The organism is Corallococcus sp. AB032C, from assembly GCF_003668935.1.
GTDB classification, from domain to species: Bacteria; Myxococcota; Myxococcia; order Myxococcales; family Myxococcaceae; genus Corallococcus; species Corallococcus exiguus.
This window is the reverse complement of sequence record NZ_RAWP01000085.1, coordinates 26501-44682: the sequence shown is the minus strand read 5'-3', so window position 1 is coordinate 44682 and position 18182 is coordinate 26501. Positions and strand designations below refer to the sequence as shown.

18 protein-coding genes are annotated in these 18182 nt (G+C 69.3%); 3 read left to right on the top strand and 15 right to left on the bottom strand.

Features of this window, described 5'->3' with window-relative positions; all coding sequences use genetic code 11:
* Nucleotides 1-138: 138 nt before the first annotated feature.
* Nucleotides 139-867, bottom strand: coding sequence for an AraC family transcriptional regulator (locus D7X99_RS30175; RefSeq protein ID WP_233597415.1), 729 nt, complete (start codon nt 865-867; stop codon nt 139-141).
* Nucleotides 868-1030: 163 nt separating this feature from the next.
* Here D7X99_RS30175 and D7X99_RS30170 point away from each other — a divergent pair, with 163 nt between their 5' ends.
* A complete protein-coding gene (locus D7X99_RS30170) occupies nt 1031-1792 on the top strand; it encodes an SDR family oxidoreductase (RefSeq protein WP_121780799.1) in 762 nt (253 codons plus the stop codon).
* Between the two features lie 33 nt (nt 1793-1825).
* Here D7X99_RS30170 and D7X99_RS30165 read toward each other — a convergent pair whose 3' ends face one another.
* From D7X99_RS30165 to D7X99_RS30135, 7 genes are all read right to left on the bottom strand, one after another.
* Nucleotides 1826-2272 carry a hypothetical protein gene (locus D7X99_RS30165; RefSeq protein ID WP_121780798.1) on the bottom strand — a complete coding sequence of 149 codons (447 nt, stop codon included), beginning with the start codon at nt 2270-2272 and terminating at the stop codon, nt 1826-1828.
* 11 nt (nt 2273-2283) lie between these two features.
* Nucleotides 2284-2778 (bottom strand): hypothetical protein, encoded by a 495-nt coding sequence (locus tag D7X99_RS30160; RefSeq protein WP_120580554.1) that lies wholly within the window; start codon nt 2776-2778, stop codon nt 2284-2286.
* A gap of 51 nt (nt 2779-2829) precedes the next feature.
* Complete coding sequence (locus D7X99_RS30155) at nt 2830-3261, bottom strand: DUF1801 domain-containing protein (protein ID WP_121752476.1); 432 nt, start codon at nt 3259-3261, stop codon at nt 2830-2832.
* Nucleotides 3258-3674, bottom strand: a complete 417-nt coding sequence (locus D7X99_RS30150; RefSeq protein ID WP_121780804.1) for a DoxX family protein — start codon at nt 3672-3674, stop codon at nt 3258-3260. The genes D7X99_RS30155 and D7X99_RS30150 overlap by 4 nt, the downstream gene beginning before the upstream one ends.
* Before the next feature lie 11 nt (nt 3675-3685).
* Complete coding sequence (locus D7X99_RS30145; protein ID WP_121780797.1) at nt 3686-4252, bottom strand: SRPBCC family protein; 567 nt, start codon at nt 4250-4252, stop codon at nt 3686-3688.
* Nucleotides 4249-4587 (bottom strand): helix-turn-helix transcriptional regulator, encoded by a 339-nt coding sequence (locus D7X99_RS30140; protein ID WP_121780796.1) that lies wholly within the window; start codon nt 4585-4587, stop codon nt 4249-4251. The genes D7X99_RS30145 and D7X99_RS30140 overlap by 4 nt, the downstream gene beginning before the upstream one ends.
* Nucleotides 4588-4773: 186 nt before the next feature.
* Entirely contained in the window at nt 4774-5379 is a 606-nt protein-coding gene (locus D7X99_RS30135; protein ID WP_121780795.1) for a glutathione S-transferase family protein, read from the bottom strand.
* A 104-nt stretch (nt 5380-5483) separates the two neighbouring features.
* On the opposite strand from D7X99_RS30135, the gene D7X99_RS30130 reads away from it, so the two are divergent.
* Nucleotides 5484-6377 (top strand): LysR family transcriptional regulator, encoded by an 894-nt coding sequence (locus D7X99_RS30130; RefSeq protein WP_169824472.1) that lies wholly within the window; start codon nt 5484-5486, stop codon nt 6375-6377.
* 3 nt (nt 6378-6380) lie between these two features.
* On the opposite strand, the gene D7X99_RS30125 is transcribed toward D7X99_RS30130, so the two are convergent.
* The 3 genes from D7X99_RS30125 to D7X99_RS30115 form a co-directional block, all read right to left on the bottom strand.
* Entirely contained in the window at nt 6381-7541 is a 1161-nt protein-coding gene (locus D7X99_RS30125) for a serine hydrolase (protein WP_121780793.1), read from the bottom strand.
* A gap of 132 nt (nt 7542-7673) precedes the next feature.
* Nucleotides 7674-8468 (bottom strand): LytTR family DNA-binding domain-containing protein, encoded by a 795-nt coding sequence (locus tag D7X99_RS30120; RefSeq protein ID WP_121780792.1) that lies wholly within the window; start codon nt 8466-8468, stop codon nt 7674-7676.
* Entirely contained in the window at nt 8465-9598 is a 1134-nt protein-coding gene (locus tag D7X99_RS30115) for a sensor histidine kinase (RefSeq protein WP_121780791.1), read from the bottom strand. Before D7X99_RS30115 ends, D7X99_RS30120 begins: the two co-directional genes overlap by 4 nt.
* Before the next feature lie 129 nt (nt 9599-9727).
* Between D7X99_RS30115 and D7X99_RS30110 the strand changes: the two genes are divergently transcribed.
* Nucleotides 9728-10972: a hypothetical protein gene (locus D7X99_RS30110; RefSeq protein WP_121780790.1), complete on the top strand. Its 1245-nt coding sequence runs from the start codon at nt 9728-9730 to the stop codon at nt 10970-10972.
* On the opposite strand, the gene D7X99_RS30105 is transcribed toward D7X99_RS30110, so the two are convergent.
* The 4 genes from D7X99_RS30105 to D7X99_RS30090 all read right to left on the bottom strand — a co-directional run bounded on the left by D7X99_RS30105 (nt 10969) and on the right by D7X99_RS30090 (nt 18156).
* Nucleotides 10969-13104, bottom strand: coding sequence for a WD40 repeat domain-containing protein (locus D7X99_RS30105; protein ID WP_171805264.1), 2136 nt, complete (start codon nt 13102-13104; stop codon nt 10969-10971). The genes D7X99_RS30110 and D7X99_RS30105 overlap by 4 nt on opposite strands.
* A gap of 42 nt (nt 13105-13146) precedes the next feature.
* Nucleotides 13147-13302, bottom strand: coding sequence for a hypothetical protein (locus D7X99_RS42940; RefSeq protein ID WP_158624398.1), 156 nt, complete (start codon nt 13300-13302; stop codon nt 13147-13149).
* 354 nt (nt 13303-13656) lie between these two features.
* Complete coding sequence (locus tag D7X99_RS30095; RefSeq protein ID WP_121780787.1) at nt 13657-15024, bottom strand: TolC family protein; 1368 nt, start codon at nt 15022-15024, stop codon at nt 13657-13659.
* Between the two features lie 39 nt (nt 15025-15063).
* Nucleotides 15064-18156, bottom strand: a complete 3093-nt coding sequence (locus D7X99_RS30090; protein WP_121780786.1) for an efflux RND transporter permease subunit — start codon at nt 18154-18156, stop codon at nt 15064-15066.
* Nucleotides 18157-18182: the final 26 nt, after the last annotated feature.

Genomic DNA, 18182 nt, shown 5'->3' with positions numbered 1-18182 from the left:
CATGTCGGTGCACTCACCAGGGGTGCTCAGCTCTTCCTTTCCCTGCAAGCTCAACCCTGCCCACGGGGCTGGCGGCCGCTCGGCCTCCAGCACCTTTCTTCAGATAATTAGGGACACCCCCTAGGGCTCATCGAGCGGCTACGCCTGGATGCGCCACTCCGGCCTCGTGCTCGCGTATCGCGCTGGAGTCGTTCCGACGATGCGCCGGAAGTGGCGGTTCAGCTGACTCTGGTCGTAGAAGCCGACGCGCGTCGCGACCTCCGACGCCCGGAGGCCGCTTTCGAGCAACACCTTCGCCCATGCGATGCGCAGGTGCGTGAGGTACGCGTGCGGCGGCATCCCGACCTGGGCGCGGAACGCGCGGCAGAGATGGAACTTGTCGTAGCCAGCATGGTCCGCGAGGTCATCCAGCGTGATGGCGTCCCCCACGCGCTCGCGGAGGTACTCCATCGCCCGTCGCACCGGCCGCGTGTGGTCCGGCGTGGCGCCCCTCAAGACCGTGAACGCCTCCACGGCTTCGACCACCGCGACCTCCAGCGTAAGGCGATCCGCGCCCGCGGCGACCGCGTCGTGGAGACGCTGGAAGGCAAGGCCCCGCTCGTCGCCGGGCTTGAAGTGGGGATGCGCGACGACCTTCCCCTCATGGCGGATGCGCTCGATGTCGCGCTCGGGCAGCACGACGGCCTGGTAGGTCATCGTCCCGTCGTGCGCGACGTCTCGGTGCACGTCGCCCGGCTGCTTCAGGTGGATCTCACCGGGCCCGCCAGTCCAGACCCGGCCACGCCCCCACCACTCGCTGCGCCCGCGCTCAATGCGCATGGACGCGTGGAATTCCTTCATGCCGACGCGAAGCAGGTCGGTCGTCATGCGCACGGCCCGCAGGCCAGGGACCGAGACCGGGATCGCGTCGAGGGTGAACATCCCCTCAGTGTAAGGAGCTCCGGCGGCCCTGGCTTGGCGTTTCTTGGCACGAAATCTCCGCCAAGAAGCGCCAAGCGCGCGTGGCACCTGCCCCCGTATCTCCCCGGGCATGAACGACAAACAAGTCGCCCTCGTCACCGGGGCAAACAAGGGCATCGGATTGCAGATCGCCAAGGACCTCGTCGCGCACGGCTTCACGGTGCTCGTCGGCTCACGTGACCTCGCCCGTGGCGAGGCGGCGGCGAAGACCGTCGCCGGTGATGCCCGTGCGCTCGCGCTCGACGTCACGGACGCGAAGTCGATCTCGGCCGCGGCGGAGCGCATCCGCCAGGAGCTGGGTCGCCTGGACGTGCTCGTGAACAACGCGGGCATCGCCCGTTCGGGCAGGCAGGCGCCCAAGCCGGGCCAGCCGCTGGCGGAGCGCGCGAAGGCGGGCCGTGCGGCCGTCGCGCCGCTCGACGAGTTCCGCACCGTGTTCGAGACGAACGTGTTCGGCGTGATCGCCGTCACGCAAGCGATGCTCCCGCTCCTTCGGGAAGCGCCGGCGGGGCGCATCGTCAACGTCTCGAGCGGGGTCGGCTCGCTCACGAACAACTCGGACCCGGCGAACCCGTACCGCGCGATGTACGGGGTCTACTCGTCGTCGAAGTCAGCCCTCAACGCCATCACGCTCGCCTTCGCCCTGGACCTGGAGTCGACCCGCATCAAGGTGAACGCGGTGTGCCCGGGCTTCACTGCCACGGACCTCAACAACTTCCAGGGTACCCGCACCGTCGAGCAGGCCGCGCGCGCGCCCGTGCGCATGGCGCTCCTCGGACCGGACGGCCCCACGGGCACCTACTCGGACGACCAGGGCGTCATCCCCTGGTGACGCGGGCTCACCAACCCGGTCCACCCGCGCCCACTACAGGGGGCGCAGGGAGGCCCGGTCGATATCGACGGAGTCCTCGTCGTCCTCGTCATGACCGGAAGAGGCTTCACTGGCCCGGAAGCGCTTGCCTTCGGGCGTGACGAGGAACCAGGAGGTGGCGACCGCCGGGTCGTCCGCGGGAGGAGAGACAAGGAGCTCCTCGCCAAGCAGTTCGGCGACCCGGGTGGCCACCTCCACCGACGTGAGCCCCGAGGACTCCCGAGTGCGGGAGACATCGACGTAGAGGGTCACATCCGTGCGGAAGCCTTTGGACCGGAGCGCGGTCTCGACGAGCACCGCCGCATCCGAGGGGCCGTCCACGTCGAAGCGCGCCACACCTTCGGGAGGGAGACCGAGCGCGCGGCCGATGCTGTCGAAGAGGCGTCCTTCCTCCACGGCGCCCCGCGCGATGAATCCGACAACCTGTCTTTCCGGCTGCATGGCTCTCCCTCTCAACCCGCTTTGTGCGCCTTGAGCGCGGCGTTCCTGTCGCCCTGGGACGTGCCCATCTTGTCCAGGATCTCCTTGGCGCGCGGGGTGTCGTCAAACTTGTTGTAGACCCCCAATGCCTTGAAGGCCGAGCGGTTCAGCTCATGGAACCCGGTGCCACGGATGGGATACAGCGTACCATTGTCGTGGGCCCCATAGGTCCGCCCGCCAAGCGTCCAGGTCACGGTCCCCGAATCGCTGCCCTTCTTGGCCTTGCCGTCGTTGATGTCCTTCACATCCCGGCTGACATCGACCCGCGACTCGATGACGGTGTTCTTGTCCTTGGCGACGGAGGACTGGTCGACCTTGCGGATGTAGTGCCGGTCCGCGGGCCGGGACGTGGGCTTCGCGGGCTTCTCCGCCCAGGCGGGCGGCGCGATGAGCAGGACACCGAGCGCCATCAGCACGGTGGCCAGGGTCAACGGGATGAAAGGCTTCCGGACAGCGGGACGAAGCATCGGAGGCTCTCCTGCGGAGGGGGATGCGGCCGTCCGGTAAGCCTCTCACAGTTACTTCGGAGTTGGCTTGCGCTTCGCGCGCGAGGCCTTCGGCTTGCTCTTGCCTTCGAGGTTGAGCACCACCGCGGCGCGGATGAGCGCCTTGAAGGCTGCTTCGTTGATCTTGTCGCCTTCGTGGATGTCGATGGCGCGCCGGACGTTCCCGTCGAGGCTGGAGTTGAAGAGCCCTGAAGCGTCATTCAACGCGGCCCCCTTGATGAACGTCAGCTTGACGGCGGCCTTGTACGACTCGCCCGTGCAGATGATGCCGTCGTGGGACCAGACAGGGGTCCCCATCCACTTCCACTCCTCGACGACCTCGGGGTCCGCTGCGTGGATGAGCGCGCGCACCTTCGCGAGCGTCTTCCCACGCCAGTCCCCCAGGTCCTGGATCCGCTGGTCGATCAACTTGGACGCGGACTCCGTCGCGACGGCCTTCTTCATGCCCGCCCCGCCTGCAAGCTGCGCCAGGAGCCGTACGAGAGCACCCAGAGCACGCCGGTGACCGCAGCGAAGGCCCACGCCTCCGGGCCATCTCCCATCGCGAAGTGGGCGATGAGCGCCGAGACCAGATTGATGGCGAAGCCGGCGTAGGCCCACTCCTTGAGGCGCGTCGGCACCGGTGCGAGCAGCACCAGGATTCCGAGCAACTTGGCCCACGCCAGCTCCACCCGGAAGTAGCTGGGGAAGCCGAGCCGGGTGAACCCTTCCGCCGCGTCCCGCAGGTTCAACTGCGCGTAGGCGGTGAAGCCCATCTCCAGGCAGAAGAGCGCGGTGGCGATCCAGAAGGTGATGGTCACGGCTTTGGGGGACGTCCTGGCGGCGACGAGCGCCGGCTTCGGCAGGGTCGATTCCATGGTGTGTTCCTTCACTCCTTCGAGTTGCTGGCCTTCCAGGTGGGACTCTGGACCCCGAACTGCGCCGCGTACTCGGAATTCAAGCGCTGCCAGTCGTACTGCATCGCATCGGGCCCCACGATGCGGCCCATCGGGTCGCCCGAGAGGAGCTGATCGAGCACGTCGAAGCAGATGTGCCAGCCCGCGGCGCCCCACGAGATGAAGCCCCTGTCGATGTTGTGCCAGAGCGTGAGCCGGGTACCGCCGACGCCCGTCGCCTCCAGCTCCCAGCGCAGGTCCTGCTGCCCCCAGCTGTACTCGAGCAGCTTCGGCTCTTCCGCCCGCCTCACGGTGGTCTCGGCGACCATGGGCGTCGGCGCACCGACCGTGGAGAGCTTCACCGGCCCCACGCTGGACATGTTCCGGTCCGCGTCGAACGGCGCCCATTCAGACAGGTGCGCGGGGTCGGTCAGCGCCTTCCACACCTTCGCCGGGGGATGACGCAGGTCCCGGACGAGGACGAGCGTCCACTTGTCGCCTGCCTTCTGGACACTGGCTCCGGCCGCGGGGCCGGGCGTGTACTTCGCACGGTGGCTCATCGTTTCTTTCCCTTCTTGGGTTCGGGTTCCTGGTCCATCCGGTCGAGATGGCGTTCGAGCGCGTCCACGTGGGCCGCCCAGAAGCGCCGGAATGGCGCGAGCCACTCATCGACCTCCATGAGCGGCTCCGGCCGGATGCGATAGACGCGCCGCTGGGCATCGATGCGCGACTCCACGAAGCCGGCATCGCGCAGCACGCGCAGGTGCTTGGACACCGACGTCTGGGGCATCCGCAGCTGGTGCTCGATTTCGCCGACGGAGTGCTCCGACGCCGCCAGCAGGCTGAGGATGGCCCGGCGGTTCGGCTCCGCGATGATCGCGAACGTTGAATCCATGGGTCGTATATACCCATCAAGTCATATGCCTGTCAATTCATACGACACCGCCTGGGAAGCAGGCGTGCGGTCGTGGCCCCACCGCTCACCGCGCCTCGCCACCGCTCACCAACTGGCTCGCGGTGATGCGGGTCAACGGCCTGGACTTCAACGAGGCGCTCGCCGCGGCGAAGACCTGGTAGCGGATCACCCAGAGACCGCCCTGCGCACCGCCGGGCGTTGAGAGTGGCGCCTGACGTACGCCACCAGTTCCGGATACCCGTCGAGCAGCATCAGCGTGTTCGCCAGGTGGAGGATGGAAGCCATCACCACATCGGCGGCGGTGAAGGCCTCACCCACGAGGAACTCACGGCCGCCGAGTCCCCCTTGGATGAGGTCGAGGGCGGCCGTGAGCCGGGTCCTGAGCTTCGCGGCCTCCCCCTCTGGGACTTCGCGCGCCACCGGCGACTGCGCGTCCCGGTAGAACTCCATCACCAGGGGGTCGAGGCTCAGCTCGGCGAAGGCCATCCAGCCGTAATATGGACCGCGCTCCGCGCTCCCCACCGGCGGCGCCAGATGCTTCTCCGGGAACCGGTCGGCCAGGTGCAGACAGATGGACAGGGACTCGAGCAGCGTGACGTCCCCATCCACCAGGGCGGGGAGGTCTCCCAGCGGATGCACCGCCAGGTATTCAGGAGTGGTGTTCTCCTGCCGGGCCAGGTCGAGCCTGACCAACTCATAGGGCACGCCGAGTTCCTCCAACAGCCAGCGGGGACGGACCGCTCGGGTCCTGAGGGCGAAGTAGAGCTTCATGGGTGGCACTCCTGTGGGTTGCGTGAGGCCACACCATGCGTCCGCCGGAGTGCCCGGACAATGCAGCCCCAGACGAACTCATTGTCAGGTTAATCTTGACGACCATGATTCCACCGGCCGACATGCTCCTCTTCGCGACAGTCGTCCGCGAGGAGAGCTTCACCCGCGCGGCGCTCAAGCTCGGCATCACCAAGCAGACCGTCAGCGAGCGCATCCGCCACCTGGAGGAGCGGCTGGGCGTGCGGCTCCTGGAGCGGACCACGCGGCGACTGCGCGTGACGGGGGCAGGTGTGACGTACTCCGAGCGCTGCGCCGCCATCGCCGCGCTCATCGAGGAAGCGAACAGCGAGGTGCAGCAGGGCAAGGCGGATCCCACCGGCCTGATCCGGGTCTCCTCGCCGGTGCTCTACGGCCGGCGCTACCTCACGCCTGTCATCTCGAAGTTCCTCGGTCGCTATCCCCAGGCGCGGGTGGAGCTGGTGCTGGCGGACCGCCGTGTCCACCTCATCGAAGAGGGGTTCGACGTCGCCATCCACATCGGCCCGCTCAATGATTCGTCGCTCGTGGCGCGAAAGCTGGGAGAGGGCGCGGTCCGCTTCGTGGCGAGCCCCCGCTTCCTGTCGAAGCACGGCATCCCGGCCGCCAGGGAGCTTGGGGCCGCGCGCTGCATTGGATTCAGTGCGTTCGAGACCTGGGAGGCCGAGGGCGTGAAGTCCCGGATCGATCCGGTCCTGATGGTGAACGACAGCGAGCTCGCGTGCGACGCGGCCATCGCCGGGGTCGGCATCGCGCGGGTGCCGGACATCCTCTGCCAGGAGGCCATCCGGGACGGCCGGCTGAAGGTCCTCTTCGGCCCCCGGCCCGCGTCGATGCGGCCCATCCACGTCGTCTATCCCAGCCGGCTGAACCTTCCCCCCAAGGTCCGGCTCTTCGTGGATGCCCTGGCCACGCTGGCCGAGCCGGCGCCGTCGAAATCTCGTGGCCGGAAGCGGAAGTGAGGCTCACCGGGGCGCGGTCATGAAGATCTCCCCCAGCTGCGCGGCCTGCTCCTCCGCGAAGTCCGCGTAGGTGTTGCCCAGCAGGGCCACGACGAGCTGGGAGTCCGGGAAGAGCATCAGCATCGCGCGGCCGCCTTCAATAGCGCCCCGGTGGTGGAGGATGCGCCGTCCCTGCGCGGAGACACCGATGCGCCAGCCGAGGCCCACGCCTGTCTCCTTGCCTGACTTGAGCTTCTGCGAGGTGAAGAGGAGGGCCAGCGTCTCCTTGCGCAGGAAGCCGGGCTGGAGGTGCGCGGAGCCGAAGACGACGAGGTCCTCGGCGGTGGAGAGGAAGCCGCCGCCGGGCCACTTGTAGCTGTTGTCCACGTGGGCGGCGTGCTGGTGGCTGCCCTCCGGGCCGTTCGCATAGAAGCGCGTACGGTGGGGAATCAGCTGGTGGGGATGATCCGCCCCGGTGTGGCGCATGCCCAGCGGCTCGAAGACGGCGCGCTGCATGTAGCGGAGGAACTCCTCGTGCGCGGCGCCCTCCACCACGGCGCCCACCAGGTTGAAGCCATAGCTGGAATACGCATAGGCCGTTCCGGGCTCGGACAGCAGCGCGTCGTCCTGGAAGAGGCCCAGTGCCTGGGTGAGGCTGCTGAAGTGCCTCGCCTCCTGGAAGATGGCTTCATCCCGGTCCAGGTAGTGACGGATGCCCGCCAGGTGCCCGGTGAGCTGGCGCGGGGTGATGGGCCATGGCTTCACGGGAAAGGCCGGCACGTACTTCTGGATGGGGGCATCCAGGTTCAAGCTCCCCTCCTCCACCAGACGGGCCACGGCGGCGGCGGTGAGCACCTTGGACACGCTGCCCACGCGGAAGCGGGTCAGCGGGGTGACGGGGATGCACTGCTCCAGGTCCGCGTAGCCAAAGCCTTCGGACCAGAGGACCTGACCGCGATGCGCGACGGCCACGGAGAGTCCCGGCAATTGAAAGTCCTTGAGCAGCTTCTGGGCGAAGGCCCGCGCCTGCGGGACCTGTGCTTCATGGCGCGAGGAAGCAGGCGGGAGCGGATACGACGCGTTCGGCGCGGCGCTCGCGGGTGCCACCGCGAGCAGCGTGCACACGACGAGGGCGGACAACCTCAGGGCGCGCTGGCGCGGGGCCAGGGCGGATGACGCGGGCATGGAAGTGCCTCCGTGGGGAGTGAGCGGACGGCACCGTGCCCGCGCTAATGGCTCGCGGGGAAAGTGTTCAGCCGGTGGGGACTGCCTCGCGGCGAGCCGGTCCGCCCGTGCGGCGAACGGGGCGCGCGACGTTCAGCGCAGGTGCTGGAACTTCTCGCGGTGGCTGCGGGCGACTCGCAGCTCCGCGCCGGAGGTGAGCACCACGACCAGGTCCCTGCGGCCCTCGCTGCGCAGCTCGCGGATTCGGCGCGCGTTCACGATGGCCGACCGGTGGATGCGCATGAAGCGCTCCGGCTCCAGGCGCTCCTCCAGGCTCTGCATCGTCTCGCGGTGGAGGTAGGCCTTCCCGCCCGCGTGGATCTGCACGTAGTAGTCAGCGGCCTCGATGTATTCGATTTCGTCCACGTCGAGGAACACCACCCGGCCCGCGTCGCGGATGGCCAGCCGGCGCATCCACGGCTCGGGCGGCGCCGGAGCGGGCGTGCTGTCTCGCTCGCCGTAGGTGGAGAGCACGGACATCAACCGCTGGCTGAGGTCGGACATCCGCGCCATGCGGACCTGCGCCTTGGCACGGCCGATGGCGTCGTGGAAGCGGTCGTCGCGGAAGGGCTTGAGCAGGTAGTCGAGCGCGTGGATGTCGAAAGCGCGCAGCGCGTACTGGTCATACGCGGTGACGAAGATGACGGCGGGCACTTCGCCAGGTCCCAGCCGCGCAAGCACCTCGAAGCCGTTGAGCTCCGGCATCTGCACGTCCAGCAGGACCAGGTCCGGCCGATGCTCGCGGATGAGGCGCACCGCCTCCGGTCCATTGCCGGCCTCGCCCACCACGCGGACCTCCGGATCCGCGGCCAGCAGCAGGCGCAGGCCCTCGCGAGCCAGGGGCTCGTCATCCACGACGAGCGTGCGGATGGCTGCGGCCGCGTTCATGCCCCGAGCGCCTCCGGCACAGCGGACTGGAAGGGCAGCTCCAGGCGGGCGCGCACGCCGCCCCCGGCGCGGTTCTCCAGCGTGAAGACGTGGCGGTCGCCGTAGAGCTGTCGCAGGCGGTCGCGCACGTTGGCCACGCCAATGCGTCCGTCCTGGCGGTCCCAGCCGGGTGCGAGCCCGGGGCCATCGTCGAGCACCTCCAGCACCAGCCGGGCTCCTTCGCGCGCGGCGCGCAGCTCCACGCGTCCCGGACCGGAGCGGGTGGCGATGCCGTGCTTGATGGCGTTCTCCACCAGGGGCTGGAGGATGAGGCTGGGCACGAGCGCGCCCAGCGTTGCCGGGTCGATGGCGCGCACCACCTGGAGCCGGTCCTGGAAGCGGGTCTGCTCGATGTCGAGGTAGCGCTCCAGGAAGTCCACGTCTTCGTGGAAGGGGACCTGCTGGCGGCCCGTGGTGTGGAGGGCCATGCGCAGGAGCTCGCTGACGCCGGTGAGCATGCGGATGGAGCCGGCGGTGTCCTGCTTGCGCACGAGCACGGAGATGGCGTTGAGCGTGTTGAAGAGGAAGTGCGGGTGGAGCTGCGCGCGCAGGGCGTCCAGCTGCGCGTGCGCGAGGCGCGTCTCCAGGTGGGCCTGGGCCAGCTCTCCCTCGCGGAAGCGGCGGTGGTAGTCCACGGCGTAACCGATGGCGAGGATGCCGCCGTAGATGAGCAGGGACAGGACGCTGTACTTGGCCATCATCAAGGGCAGCATCCGCGCCCAGGTGCTCTCCAGCAGCCACGTCTCTCCCGTGGCCCGAGCGGCGAAGTAGATGATGCTCACGTAGGGGACCATGACCGCGACGAGCGCGGCCAGGAGGACCGCGAGGCTCCGGGGCCAGACGCCGCGCTCCAGGCGGAAGCGCTGTCCGAGCGCGAGGATGAAGGGCGTGGCGAACGCCCAGTACTGCCATTGCGGCACCTGCACCAGCAGCGCCCGGCTGAGCGGGTAGCCCGGCTCCCGGGCCTGGGCATAGACCCAGGTGTGGAGCGCGGTGACGACGCCCGGCACCGCGCAGACGAGCATCAGCAGCGGCACGCGGCGCAGCAGTGGCAGCAGCACGGACGGCGCGGCGGGAGAGGTGGATTCCACGGCCGGTGGAGTCTACGCCCGAAGCGGGTCCACTTCCGGACGGGTGCAGCCAAAGGGCTCCGGGTTGCAGCGAACGGGACGACGGCGCCTCGCCAGGGGCCATGTATTCTCGCGGGAGCTCGCTCCGCCATGGCCTCGCCCCGTCCCTCCTCCCTCGCCCGGCTCGCGGCCGTGGCCGTCCTGCTCTCCAGCAGTGTGGCGCTCGCGGACAACCCGCCGCTCACCAGCTCGAACTACGCCATCGACGTGTACCAGGGCCCGGTGCTGGCGCCGGTGCGGGTGTCCGGCCTTGCCGGCGCGTATGCCCCCATCGCCGAGGGCGTCGAGGGCATCAGCGTCAACACGGCGGCTCCGGCCGTGCGCTCGCTCTATTCGTCCAAGCACGTCGACTACGACCTGTCGCTGGCCTTCACGTTTCCCAGCTCGCTGCGCGACAGCGACTTCGACAACAACGGCTCGGTGGGCTTCGCCAATGACGACTTCATCTTCACCCAGATTGGCGGACTGATTCAGTGGGGCCCCTGGGGACTGGGCGGCGCCGCGTCACTGCAGACCTATGCCTTGGGACAGGACGCGAACGGACGGCTCCTCAACCTGAGCATGACCCGCTTCCAGTTCCAGCTCGCACGCGGCTTCCTGGATGGCGAACTGACGGTGGGCGTGGGGCTGCGCGCGGTCACCCTGGAGATCAACACCGCCGAGGACGCGAACAACAAGCTCGCCAGCATGTTCGGCGGCAACGTGGAGGCCGGTGCCCTGTGGACGCCCATGGGGCTGCCGCTGCGTGCCGCGCTGACCCTCCGGGCTCCCGTCCAGGGAGGGCTCACCCCAGGCGGTCCGACCACCGCGGACGAGGCCGGCAACGTGAAGGTCGCCGGCCTCTACCTGCCCGCCTCCGTCCGGCTCCCCTGGGAGATTGAAGCGGGCGTCGCCTGGCAGTTCGGTGACCGCCCGCTCCAGATGCCGTGGGGCCCGGACCGCGCGGAACGCTACAGGGCCCTGCCACGCTCGAAGCTGCTGCTGACCGGATCCGTGCTCATCAGCGGCTCCGTGCCGAATGCCATCGGCTTCGACTCCTTCCTGTCGCAGCAGTTGGAGCGCTCCGGGCGGCACCTCTCGATTTCACCCCGCGTCGGCGCCGAGCTGGAGCCCCTCGAGAACCGGCTGCAGCTGCGCGCGGGCAGCTACCTGGAACCCAGCCGCTTCGACACCGTCGGGCCTCGTCTGCATGGCACCGCCAGCGCGGAGTTGCGGCTTTTCCAATGGTCCGTCTTCGGCTTGTTCTCGCCCGACACCTCGTGGCGCATCAGCGGCTTCGCCGACGTGTCCCGCCGCTACTTCGGCTGGGGCTTCGGCGTGGGCACCTGGCACTAACCCTCCGGCGTGTCGAGCGGCACCGCCGGTCCAATCCAGAGGATGTCCCGGAAGGACAGGAGCCGCTCGCGATACGAGCCGATGGGAGCGCGCGGGTGGAGGAGGATTCCCTCGTCGGAGACCTCGAGCAGGGCCCCGAGGGCGTACCACGTCCCATATTGCGTCTGGCGCAGCATCACCCCCTTGCCGAGATACGGCGTGAGGTTGGCGCGGCTGATGGCGGGACCGTGCGTGAACACCGGGTCGGCCCTGTAATGATCCAAGGGCCGCGTGGGGGCCTCGTATTGCTTCAGGAATCCCCACGTCCCGTGCCGGGCGTCTCTCGCTGCCAGCGTCTCGCCTTCGGGCACGGGGACGCGCCGCTCCTCGAACGCGGCCTCCGCCTGGGGCTCGACGAGCGAAAGTGCCCCGGAATCCCAGCGCGCATGCGGGGTCCCCTCGGCCCAGCGCCAGGGCCAGGCATGGCGTCCCCCCACCGAGAACATCAGCCGGGGCTCGAGCTTCTCCCGCGAACCCGGAGGACACTCCACGGTGCCGTCCGGCTGCGCTCGCGTGAAGTCCCAGCCGCGCTCGGTCGGAATGAACCGTGCGACCTCGTCCGGCCAGGGGTTCCAGTCGCTCGGGGGCGGCACGCGGCCCGGCTCCAACTCCAACGAGGAGCGGGAGCGCTGCTCTCCGGTGTTCACGTCCCAGAAGGCGATGGCATGGGGCCCCGCTCCCACGAGCATGCCGTCCGCGCCCCAGGCCAGTCCGTCGATGCCGTTGGCGCCCTCGAGCCGCCGGAGCATCTTGGGCGAGGACCCCACCTTCCATAGCTCGACCTTGAGTCCTTCACGCTTCCACAGCTCGGCCATGCCTCCCTCGCGCAGCAGGCATGCGCCCATGGAGCCATCCGGCGACCAGGCCCAACGGCCCAGGTCGCCGCTCTTCATGGACAGCCCGAACGAACGGCGCTTCAGGTCCAGCTGGCACAGGAACTTGCCGTTCTCGAAGATGAGGACCTGCGGGAACTCGTAACCGTTGAGGAGCACGGCCAGACGCCGGCCGTCGCGGGACCAGACGTATTCCGCGACCGAGAGAATGCGCGCGCCGAAGTCCTTGCTCAGGTCGGACACCGTGCGGCCGGTGTGTCCGTTGGCGAGCCGGGACGGCTCTTCACCGTAGGCCAGGCGGGCGCCGTCCGGCGAGAACGCCACCGGCAGCTTCAGCTCATCGAAGCGGTACTGGAGGTCGCCGCTCCCCACGTCGATGACGGAGGCGGACGGATGGGCGTCCTGGCCCGAGTCGGGGTGCGGCTCGGACACGTACTCGTATTTGCAATAGCCATGGATGCGGGAGCCATCCGGGCTCCACCGCACCCAGGCATGCGGCTGCGATTTCGAAGGCCGTCCGTCCAACCGGGCCGGGCACCAGCGAAGCCCTTCACCGTCCTCGTTGACCCGGGCCCCCTCCCTGAACGGGATGATGCAGCCCAGCGCGCCGTCCGGGCCGGGGGTGGAGAGGAACAGCTGGGTTTCATCCGGAGACCAGCACCATGCGGGCAGGTGCCCCTTGTTCTCCACGGTCTTGGGATTGATGACAGCCGCCCCCGGCGGCGAGCCCCAGCGCCGGGTGACGTCGGCGGTGAACGAAGGCGGGGTTCCGGCGAAGGCCCTCAGCACGCCCACGACGACATCGTCCAGGTTGACGCCGAGCCACTCCCCTGACGGCGACCACTGGAGGCAGGAGGGATCCCCCGTGGAGCCGACCTGCGTCGTCTCGAACCCGACGGCGTCGACCACGCGCCCCGTCGCCAGCTCCCAGATGCGTACGTCTCCGCCGGGCAATTTGTCGAGGCGGCCGCTCGCGATGGCGAGATGGCGCCCATCCGGACTGAGCGCGAAGCTGTGTTGCACGCCGATGTAGCGCGGGGTCTCCACGAGCCGTGCCCCCGCGGCCAGGACCTTTTCGGAGACGCGCCGGTGGACCTCCGTGAGGCCGCGCTCGCGCTCCAGCCGGAGCAGCCGTTCGCGCAGCGGCGGAAGGTCCCGGCCGGGCTCGAAGTTTCCGAAGTCGGCCTGCTCCAGCAGCGCTTCGAGCTCGGCGTCGGAGCATTGGCCCAGCTGGGTGAGGTTCACGAGGGGTCCTGGCATAGGGATGGAATCACTCCTTCCCGCGAGGATACCGCACGTCGCTCATGGACGGATGAGCGCTCCCGGGGGCAGGCCGACGCGCAGCAGCGTGCACTCGACGTGCTGGAACCCCAGCGCCAGCGCTCGTGCGGCAGCCCGGGTGTCGCGGACCTCGAAGGTGCCCTGTTCCCTGCCCTCCTCGAAGATGGCCGTCAGCATCGCGACCTCGCGAGCCCGGGGGACGCGCGAGCCGCGGTTCCACGAGCGGCATGAGCTCCCGCAGCGCCCGGGGCGTCACGCGCAGCTGCTGGACCAGCCGCTCCGACAGCCGCGCGCGGTACGCGATGTCTCCCAGGGAGACCTCCAGGAAGCTTCTGCGTGCGAAGATTTCGCGCGCTGCCTCGATGACGGCCGCCTGCTGCCTGGGGATGAGTGACAAGACCGTCATCTTGAAAGCCCGTGCCCCGAAGGGCAGCTAGAAACCGAACCCCACCGGGGAGGATTGCGCCAGGGCCAGGTCAGGAAGCCCCACGACGTGCAGCATGGACAGCAGGAGGAACCTGTCCGCCATGGCTACGGCTGAACCAGGGAGTGGCCCGTGGGGTCGAAGAGGCCCATGGCCCGCATCAGTGCCAGGCGGGACAGCCGCACGTTGAGCGACTCGGCCACGGCCGACAGCTGGGCGTTCGCGAGCGCCGCGTTGACGTCCGTCACCTGGAGGTACGTCGTGGCCCCGGCGTCGAAGTTCTGCTTCGCCAGCCGCGCGCTCTCCCAAGCCAGCTTCACCCGCTCATCGGCCGTGCTGAGGTTGACCTCCGCGCTCTCCAGCTCGCTGCGGGACTTGCGCACCTCATCGCGAATCTTCTCTTCCAGGCCGCGCAGGTTGGCGTTCGCCTCGGCGATCTTCCCGGAGGACTCGCGCAGGTTGGCCTCGCGCAGGCCGCCGTCGAACAGCGTCCACGACAGGGACAGCCCCGCCGTCCAGGTGGTGCTCTGGCCGGTGAGCCCGGCGGTGTTCGCCGCCGAGTAGTTGCCGTTGGCGTACAGGTTGGGCAGGTACTCGAAGAGGATCTGCTTCCGGCCGCCGCGCGCGACGTCCACGTTGAGGCGCGCCGCCGCCGCGTCCGGCCGCCGGTCCAGCGCGGTCTTCTCCGCGCCCGCCGCGTCACCGGCCTCGGTGGGGACGGTGACCGCATTGCCCTGCGGTGGCGCCACGTCGAAGTCCACCGGCCGCGCGAGCAGTGCGGCCAGGGCGCTCCTCGCGATGGCGTAGGCGTTGCGGCTGCGCACCACCGCCTGCTCCGCCTCCTTGCGGTCCAGCGTCGCGCGCAGGACGGCCAGCTTCTCCGCGTCGCCGGCCTGGAAGCGCGCCTCGGCATCGCGCTCGAAGCCCCGGCGGACGTCGAGGAGCTGCTCATTCACCGCCAGGGCCTCCCGCAGGCTCGCGGCGCCGAGGTAGGACTGGGCCACCGCGAAGAGGATCTCCCGCCGGGTGTTCTCCGCCGTCAGCGCCGCCGCCTTCTCGCCCAGGTAGGCGTTCTGGATGGCGGGCCACAGCGTGGGGACGATCAACGCCTGCCGCGCGGTGAGCTGTCCGCCCAGCTGATCCTTCTTCTGCAAGGTGATGGGGTCCGGCGCTCCGGGGAGCGCGAACGACACGTCCCTCGGGTACCGGGTGTACGAACCGCTCGCGGTGACGTTGGGCAGGTAGCCCGACCAGGCCTTGTTGCCCAGCTCCCGGGACTGCTGGAGCCGCGCGCGGGCGGCGTCGAGGCTGGGGCTCTGCTTCTCCGCGAGGGCGATGGCCTCCTCGAGGGAGAGCAGCGGGAACGCGGTGGCCGGAGCCACCTTCGGCTCGGGGATGGGGGACTGAACGGGCCGGTCGGACACGCCGGGGGCCTGCGTCAGCAGAACGCTGGAGAGAAGCACTGGGATGATCATGATGGAGGTCGAGCTGAAAGGGTTTGGGGATGGCCGCGCTCAGTGCGCGCCTTCTTCCGTGAGTTGGACCGCCACCGGAGCGTCCGCCTCGCGGCGCTTGAAGCGCGCGGAGACTCCGTCCAGCAGCGAGTAGACGACGGGCACCACCACCAGCGTCAGCACCGTGGAGCTGATGAGGCCGCCGATGATGACCAGCGCCATGGGCACGCGCATCTCCGCGCCATCCCCCTTGGCGAGCGCCACCGGCACCATGCCGGCCACCATCGCGATGGTCGTCATGAGGATGGGGCGCAGGCGCATGGGGGCGGCCTCCAGCAGTGCATCACGCGCGCTCCGGCCCGCCTCACGCAGCTGCTGGGTGAAGTCCACGAGCAGGATGCCGTTCTTCACCACCAGGCCCATCAGCATGATGACGCCGATGAGCGCGAAGATGGACAGCGCGTGGCCCGACAGCAGCAGCGCGCCAATGGCACCGATGAGCGCGAAGGGCAGCGACAGCATGATGGTGAACGGGTGGATGTAGCTGCCGAACTGCGCCGCCAGGATCATGTAGAGCAGCAGGATGCCCAGCCCCAGCGCGGTGGCGAAGGCAGCGGTCGTCTTGCCCAGCTCCTTCGCGTTGCCGGCGAAGCTGCCCACCACGCCCTGGGGCAGGTCCTGCTGGGCCTGCGCCGTGAGGTACGCCATGCCCTCGCCCAGCGTGTAGCCCGGGGCCAGGTTGGCGAGCAGGGTGATCTGCCGCCGCTGGTTCTGCCGGTCGATCTGCACCGGGCCTTCCGAAGGCGTGATGTTGGCCACGTTGCGCAGCTCCACCAGCTGTCCGCTCGTGGAGCGCACGGTGAGCTGTCCCAGCGCCTCCTCGGAGGCGAGCGTGGCGTCCGGCAGGCGCAGCTTCACGTCGTACGTCTCACCGCCCTCGCGGTAGGTCATGAACTCGTCGCGGCCCAGGTAGGCACGGAGCGAGAGCCCCACCTGCGCGGCCGGCACGCCCAGCTTCGCGGCCCGCTCACGGTCGATGCGCACGTCGTACTGCGGCTTGCCGCTGCGGAACGTGGTGTCCACGTCGGTGAGGCCCGGGTTGGACTTCATCGCGGCGAGCAGCTTCTCGCTGCCGGCGACGACCTGGGACCAGTCCGTGCCGCGCAGCACGTACTGGACCTGCTGGTTGCGGCCACCGCCAATGCCCGCCGCGTCCTGCACGGTGAGCAGCACGCCCGGCTGCTGCGCCAGCGCGGCGCGCAGCTGGACCTTGAAGGTCTCCTGGTCGAAGGAGCGCTCCTTGCGTGGCACCAGGTTCACCAGCACCTCGCCCTTGTGCACCTCCTCCAGCGTGCCGCCGCCCGCGGTGCTGAACGTCTCCTTCACGCCCTCCAGGGTGCGCGCCTGCTGGGCCACGGTGGCCAGCTCACGCTCGGTGTCCTCCAGCGTGGAGCCCACGGGCAGCTCCAGCGTCACACGCACCGCGCCATTGTCCGAGGGCGGGATGAAGGTGAACTTGAGGAAGCGGGCCATGCCCAGCGTCAGCACCAGCACGCCCACCGCCGCGGCCACCGCCAGCCCCCGCCGGTTGAGCACTGCGCCCAGCACGCGGCGATACCCGTTCTCCACCCAGACGAGCGCGCGCTCGATGGCCGCGCTCACGCGATTGGTGGGAGCGCCATGCCCGTGCCCCTTGAGCAGGCGGCTGGAGAGCATGGGCGTGAGCGTCATCGACACCGCGTAGGAGATGAGCACCGCCACGGCCACCGTGACGCCGAACTGGAAGAAGAACTGGCCAATCATGCCCTCCATGAAGGCCACGGGGACGAACACCGCCACGATGGCCAGCGTCACCGCGAGCACCGCGATGACAATCTGCTTCGTGCCCTCCAGCGCCGCCTGCATGGGCGTCTTCCCCTCCTCCAGGTGACGGACGATGTTCTCGATGACCACGATGGCGTCGTCGATGAGCAGGCCGATGGAGAGCGTCAGCGCCAGCATGGTGATGATGTTGAAGGTGAAACCCAAGAGCGCCATCACCGCGAAGGTGCCGATGACGCTCACCGGCAGCGCGATGGCGGAGACGAGCGTCGAGCGCAGGTTGCGCAGGAACAGCAGCACGATGAGCACGGACAGCACGCCGCCCAGCAGCATGTCCTCCTGCACCGCGTGGATGGACGCGCGGATGTTGGTGGAGTTGTCGCTGATGGTGCTGACCGTCACGCCCTCGGGCAGCTGAGCGTTGAGCTCCGCCAGGGACTCCTTGACGGCCTCGGCCACCTGCACCGTGTTGGCGCCGGACTGCTTGCGCACCACGAGCGCGATGGCGGCGCCCGTGTCCGAGCGGGCCAGGCCGCGCGCCTCCTGCGCACCGTCCACCACCGCCGCCACGTCCCGCACGCGCACCGGGGTGCCGTTGGGGCTGGCGACGATGATGTCGCCAATCTCTCCCACGCTGCGCGCCTCCGCCGTCAGCCGGACGATGCGCTCACGTCCGCCCTGCGTGGTGCGCCCGCCAGGCAGGTCCACGCTCTGCGACTGGAGCGCCTGGCTCACGTCGCCAACGGCCAGCCCGTAGCCGCGCAGCCGCTGCGGGTCCACCACCAGCTGCACCTCGCGCTTCCGGCCACCCACCACGCCGATGCTGCCCACGCCCGGCTGGCTCTGGAGGGCGGGCTTCACCACGTCCTCCGCCACGCGCGTCAGCTCGTCCACGGGCAGGGAGCCGGAGAGCGACAGCGTGAGGATGGGCGCCGCGCCGATGTCGAACTTCTCCACGACGGGCGTCTCGATGTCGTCCGGCAGTGAGCGCAGCGTGGCCTGCACGCGGTCGCGCACGTCCTGGGCCGCGGTGTTCACGTCGGTGCCCAGCTTGAAGGCGATGGTCACCTGGCTCACGTTCTCCAGGTTGATGGAGTTGAGCTCATCCACGCCGTTGACCGTGTTGAGCGCCTCCTCCAGCGGGTCGGTGACGTTCTTCTCGATGGACTCGGGGTCCGCGCCCGGCAGGAGCGTGGTGACCGAGACGTAGGGGATGTCGACGTTCGGGTACTGGTCCACGCCGATGCGCGGATAGGCGTACAGGCCGAAGACGACGACCGCCGCCATCAGCATGACTGTGAAGACAGAGTGTTTGATGAAGGTCTGGAGCATGGGGATGGCGTGACGGTGAAAGGGGT